Origin of the sequence: Shimia sp., assembly GCF_041624275.1 — a bacterium.
Classification (GTDB): Bacteria; Pseudomonadota; Alphaproteobacteria; order Rhodobacterales; family Rhodobacteraceae; genus Shimia.
In genome coordinates, this window is record NZ_JBFJVE010000190.1 from 1 (window position 1) to 5,622 (window position 5,622).

Sequence of the window (5,622 nt, forward strand, 5' to 3'; positions counted from 1 at the left end):
AGGCAGGTCGAGGCCTGATCGCCGCGCCCGACCCGGCCGCGCAGCTGATGCAACTGGGCCAGGCCGAAGATCTCGGCGCGCTCGATCACAATGATCGTCGCATTGGGCACGTCGACACCGACCTCGATCACCGTGGTCGCCACCAGCACACTGGTCTCGCCCTGCTGAAAGGCACGCATCGCCGCGTCCTTTTCCTGCGGCGGCATCTGGCCATGCACCAGGCCGACGACACCTTCGCCAAGCGCCGCCCGCAAATGCTTGAACCGCTCTTCCGCCGCCGCCAGATCAAGGTTTTCGCTTTCGTCGACCAGCGGGCAGACCCAATAGGCCTGCCTGCCCTCCTGCACCGCCCCGCGCAGGTGGTCGACCACCTCCTCCATGCGGCCGGTCGAGACCAGCGCGGTGGTGATCGGCTGCCGGCCGGGCGGTTTCTCGTCAAGCACCGACACGTCCATATCGCCATATTGCGCCAGTGCCAGCGAGCGCGGGATCGGCGTCGCGGTCATCACCAGAACATCGGCTCCGGTGCCCTTCCGGCCCAGTTCGAGCCGCTGGCGCACCCCGAAGCGGTGCTGTTCGTCGATGATCGCCAGCCGCAGGTCGGCGAAATGCACATCCTCCTGGAACACCGCGTGGGTGCCGACCAGGATCTGGATCTCGCCCCGCGCCAGATCCGCCAGCTTGGCCGCGCGCTCGCGGCCCTTGTCGCGCCCGGTCAGGATGTCCAGCCGCACCCCGGCGCTTTCGGCCAGCGGGCGCAGCCCCTGCAGGTGCTGACGCGCCAGGATCTCGGTCGGCGCCATCATCACCCCCTGCCCCCCGGCCTCGACCGCGATCACAAGCGCCATGAAGGCGACCAGCGTCTTGCCGGCCCCGACATCGCCCTGCAACAGCCGGTTCATGCGCAGATCCGAGCCCATGTCGCGGGTGATCTCGGCGATGGCGCGACGCTGGGCCCCGGTCGGCGCATAGGGCAGCGCCTGCATCACCCTTTCCTGCAGGAGGCCGCTGGCCTGGCTGATGATCCCCTTGGCGCGTTGCAGTTTCGAACGCGCCAGCGCCAGGGTCAGCTGGTGGGCGAAGAACTCGTCATAGGCCAGCCGTTCGCGCGCCGGGGCGGCCGGGGCCATATCATCGGAACGGCTGGGCCCGTGCGCGGCGCGCATCGCATCCTGCCAATCGGGCCATTTCGCCTGTGATTTCTGGGCCGGATCAATCCATTCGGCCAGCGCCGGCACATGGGACAGGGCCGATTGCACCGCCTTGGCCATGGTCTTCTGGGTGATGCCGGCGGTCAACGGATAGACCGGTTCGAAAGCCGGGATCGCGGCAGCCTCTTCGACCCCGGCGACATGGTCGGGGTGGACCATCTGCGCCCCCCGTCGAACAGTTCGACCCGCCCCGAGACCAGACGCCGCGCGCCCACCGGAAGGCTGCGGTTCAGATAGTCGGCCCGGGCATGGAAGAACACCAGCTGAAAGGTGCTGCGGCTGTCCCTGACGGTGATCCGATAGGCGCCGCCGCGCCCGCGCGCCGGACGGTGGGCGATGATTTCGACCTCGACCGTGACCACCGCCGGCAGTTCGGCGTCAAGCACCGAGTCGCGCCGCCGCCGGTCGATGCCCGCATAGGGCAAGGTGAACAGCAGATCGCGCGGTTTCTCGACCGCCATCTGATGCAGGTGCTGGGCGTTCTTCGGACCGACGCCATCCAGCGTGGTCAGCCCGGCAAAAAGCGGGAACAGGATTTCGGGGCGCCCGCTCATAGCCCCTCGATCAGCGCCAGCCAGGCATCTTCGTCGATGGTCTCGACCCCGAGATCGGCGGCTTTCCTGGCCTTGGACCCGGCACCGGGGCCGGCGACCAGAAGGTCGGTCTTGCCCGAGACCGACCCCGACACCTTGGCCCCCAGCGCCTCGGCCCGGGCCTTGGCCTCGGCCCTTGTCATCTTTTCGAGGCTGCCGGTAAAGACCACGGTCTTGCCCGCCACCGGGCTTTCGGCGGCCGGGGCCGCGGGCGGCAGAACACGCAAATGGCCGATCAGGTCCTCGATCGCGGCGCGTTCCTCGGGGTTGGACAGGGCATCCGACAGCGACTGGCCCAGCGTCGCACCGATGCCGTCGATGCCGATCAGGTCGTCCCAGGCGGCACGGGCCGCGGCGGGGACATCGCATGCGGCGATGGCGGCGGCGCGGGTCTCGGCGATACGGGCCCGGCGCCCCTCGGCCAGCGCCGCCTGACGCTCGGCCTCTTCCGCCAGATCCGCGCGGCGATGCGCCAGCGCGGCGGGGCGCGCCAGGTCGACCGCCTCGGTCAGCGCCTGCCAGCCCATGTAGTGCAGCGCCAGATCGCGCGCGCCGACCTCGCCGACATGGCGAATGCCAAGGCCGAAGATCAGCTTGGCCAGCGGGATCTCGCGTTTTTCGCGGATCGCGGCAAAGAGGTTCTCGGCGCTCTGCGCCCCCCAGCCGTGGCGGTTCTTCAGCCGTGACACATTGGCGGCATCGCGCGCCTCGAGGGTGAAGATATCGGCCGGTGCGCGGATCGCCAGCACGTCGTCCTCGTAGAACATCTCGATCTGCCGGGCGCCGAGCCCGTCGATGTCAAAGGCCTTTCGCGACACGAAATGCTTCAGCTTTTCAACCGCCTGCGCCGGGCATATCAACCCGCCGGTACAGCGGCGCACGGCGTCGCCCTCTTCGCGCACCGCCTCGGACCCGCATTGCGGACAAATGGTCGGGAATACGTATTCGGGTGCATCATCAGCGCGTTTCGCAAGGTCGACATCGGCCAGTTTGGGGATCACGTCGCCGGCGCGATAGACCTGCACCCAGTCGCCGATGCGGAAATCCTTGCCCGTATCGCGAATTCTCTGGCCCTTGCTGTCAAAGCCGGTGATGTAATCCTCGTTGTGCAGGGTCGCGTTCGACACCACCACCCCGCCGACGGTGACCGGCGCCAGCCGCGCCACAGGCGACAGCGCCCCGGTGCGCCCGACCTGGATGTCGATCCCCTCGAGCCGGGTCCAGGCCAGCTCGGCGGGAAACTTGTGCGCCACCGCCCAGCGTGGGGTGGTGGCCCGGAACCCCAGCCGCGCCTGCAAATCAAGCCGGTCGACCTTGTAGACCACCCCGTCGATGTCATAGCCCAGCGTCGCGCGCTGTGCCTCGATGGCGCGGTAATGGGCCAGCAGTTCGCCCGGAGAGCCGCACAGCCGGGTCAGGTCGTTGGTCTTGAAGCCGAAACCGGCAAGCCGCGCGATCGCCTGCATCTGCGTTTCGCCGAGCGGCGCGCTGAGTTCGCCCCAGGCATAGGCGAAGAAACGCAAGGGGCGCGCCTTCGTGATCCGCGCGTCAAGCTGGCGCAGCGAACCGGCCGCCGCGTTGCGCGGATTGGCAAAGAGCTTGTCGCCCGCCGCCTGCTGGCGGGCGTTGAGGGCGGCGAAATCGGCGTGGCTCATATAGACCTCGCCGCGAATTTCCATGATCTCCGGGGCGGCGTCGATTGTCTGCGGGATGTCGGCGATGGTGCGCGCATTCTCGGTGACATTCTCGCCCACCGCGCCATCGCCGCGGGTCGCCGCCTGAACCAGCTGCCCGTTCTCATAGCGCAACGACAGGCTCAGCCCGTCGATCTTGGGTTCGGCGGTATAGGCCAGCGGCGCCTCGGCTCCAAGACCGAGGTAGCTGCGGATCGAGCGGTCGAAATCGGCGACATCGCCGTCTTCGAAAGCATTGCCCAGCGACAGCATCGCGACGCTGTGGGTGATCTTGCCGAAACCGTCACTGGCGCGGGCACCGACCTGATCCGAGGGGCTGTCGGGGCGTTTCAGCTCGGGAAAGCGTTGCTCGATCGCGGCGTTGCGCCGTTTCAGCGCATCGTATTGCGCATCCGAGATCTCCGGCGCATCCGCGCCGTGATAGGCGGTGTTGGCGCGGTTCAGCAGCGCGGCAAGGCGGGCCAGCTCGGCGCGCGCCGCCGCTTTCGTCAAATCGGACACATCCGTCTCGCCACTCACCCGCGCATCCTCCTGTCGCCTGCGAGTCAAGTGATAGGCATCGGCGGCGCGAAGGTCCAGAGACCTGCGTCTGCTCAGGCCCTCAGCGCCAGGATCGCCGCGTCGCCCTGAGCCTCGGGCTGCGGGTCGCGCAGCACGTATCCGCGCCCCCAGACGGTCTCGATATGGTTGTCACCGCCGGTGGCCTCGCTCAGCTTCTTGCGCAGCTTGCAGATGAAGACATCGATGATCTTCAGCTCGGGTTCGTCCATGCCGCCGTAGAGATGGTTGAGAAACATCTCCTTGGTCAGGGTGGTTCCCTTGCGCAGGCTCAAAAGCTCGAGCATCTGATATTCCTTGCCGGTCAGATGCACCGCCTTGCCGGCCACATCAACGGTCTTGGCATCGAGATTGACCGCGATCTTGCCGGTGCGGATGACCGATTGCGAATGCCCTTTTGAGCGCCGGATGATGGCGTGAATGCGCGCCACCAGCTCTTCGCGATGAAACGGCTTGGTCAGGTAGTCGTCGGCACCGAAACCGAAGCCCTTGATCTTGTTCTCGGTATCGTCGGCCCCCGACAGGATCAGGATCGGCGTCTCGATCCGGGCCAGCCGCAGCTGGCGCAGCACATCCAGCCCGTTGATGTCCGGCAGGCCGAGATCGAGCAGGATCAGATCGTAGTCATAGAGCTTGGCAAGGTCGATCCCCTCTTCCCCGAGATCGGTGGCATAGACGTTGAGATTGGCATGGGTCAGCATCATCTCGATGCTTTTCGAGGTTGTCGGGTCATCCTCGACCAGAAGCACGCGCATGACAGAATCCTCTCAAAAACAAAATGAACGCGGTTAACACTGACCAAGAAAGGTTAACTGCCGGTTACCTTGTTTGAAAATCTACCATTTCAACTTATGATTGTCTATACTTTTGCAGGTTCGTCGTTTTCAGCGCATCGACCCCGTGCAGTGCAACCGCCGAAATCCATTCCTGGAACTCCTCGTCGCTGAGCCCGTAGCGCGCCAGGGCCTCGTCATAGCTGATCAGCCCGTAAACCACCCCGCGCACCACCGCCGCCTTGCGCGACGCCACCCAGCGGCTGGTGCCGGCGGGGGGCAGATCGGCCTGTGTCATGACCTCGCCACTGGCGGTTTTGGTGGTTCTGAGCCCCGCGACCTTTTTCAGAAACATTCCGATACCCTCGCTTTGGGCTCATGCTGGGGGAACGCTGTTAATGAGATGTGAAACCGCCCCTTGAGAGTAGTTCGGATTTTCCTATATTCTCAGCCATCCCGGACAGGAGAGACTCGCATGGCGCTGGATCGTGACAGCAACCTCAATTCGCTTGGTTTTGCCAAACCGCCGGCGCAGACCCGCGTGGTGGTGGCGATGTCCGGCGGCGTCGACAGTTCGGTGGTCGCCGCCAAGCTGGCGGACGAAGGCTATGACGTGGTCGGCGTCACGTTGCAGCTTTACGATCATGGCGCTGCGCTGGCCAAAAAGGGCGCCTGCTGCGCCGGGATCGACATCCACGATGCCCGCCGGGTGGCCGAGGAAAAGGGCTTTCCGCATTACGTGCTCGATTACGAGAACATCTTTCAGGACGCGGTGATCGACGAGTTCGCCGAC

General features: G+C 65.8%; 4 protein-coding genes and 1 pseudogene. 1 reads left to right on the forward strand and 4 read right to left on the reverse strand.

Annotated elements, in window-relative coordinates:
- The 4 genes and pseudogenes from recG to ABZD10_RS13075 all read right to left on the reverse strand — a co-directional run.
- A pseudogene (gene recG, locus ABZD10_RS13060) lies at positions 1-1,765 on the reverse strand (ATP-dependent DNA helicase RecG); the annotation flags it as partial.
- Positions 1,762-3,990 (reverse strand): NAD-dependent DNA ligase LigA, encoded by a 2,229-nt coding sequence (gene ligA, locus ABZD10_RS13065; RefSeq protein WP_372887097.1) that lies wholly within the window; start codon positions 3,988-3,990, stop codon positions 1,762-1,764. The pseudogene recG and the gene ligA, both read right to left, overlap by 4 nt.
- A 101-nt stretch (positions 3,991-4,091) precedes the next feature.
- Positions 4,092-4,811 (reverse strand): response regulator transcription factor CtrA, encoded by a 720-nt coding sequence (ctrA, locus tag ABZD10_RS13070; protein WP_372887093.1) that lies wholly within the window; start codon positions 4,809-4,811, stop codon positions 4,092-4,094.
- A gap of 94 nt (positions 4,812-4,905) precedes the next feature.
- Positions 4,906-5,184, reverse strand: a complete 279-nt coding sequence (locus ABZD10_RS13075; RefSeq protein ID WP_372887094.1) for a DUF1153 domain-containing protein — start codon at positions 5,182-5,184, stop codon at positions 4,906-4,908.
- 120 nt (positions 5,185-5,304) lie between these two features.
- Between ABZD10_RS13075 and ABZD10_RS13080 the strand changes: the two genes are divergently transcribed.
- Positions 5,305-5,622, forward strand: a 318-nt coding sequence (locus tag ABZD10_RS13080) for an asparagine synthase-related protein (RefSeq protein ID WP_372887095.1), incomplete at its 3' end; no start/stop codon positions are given.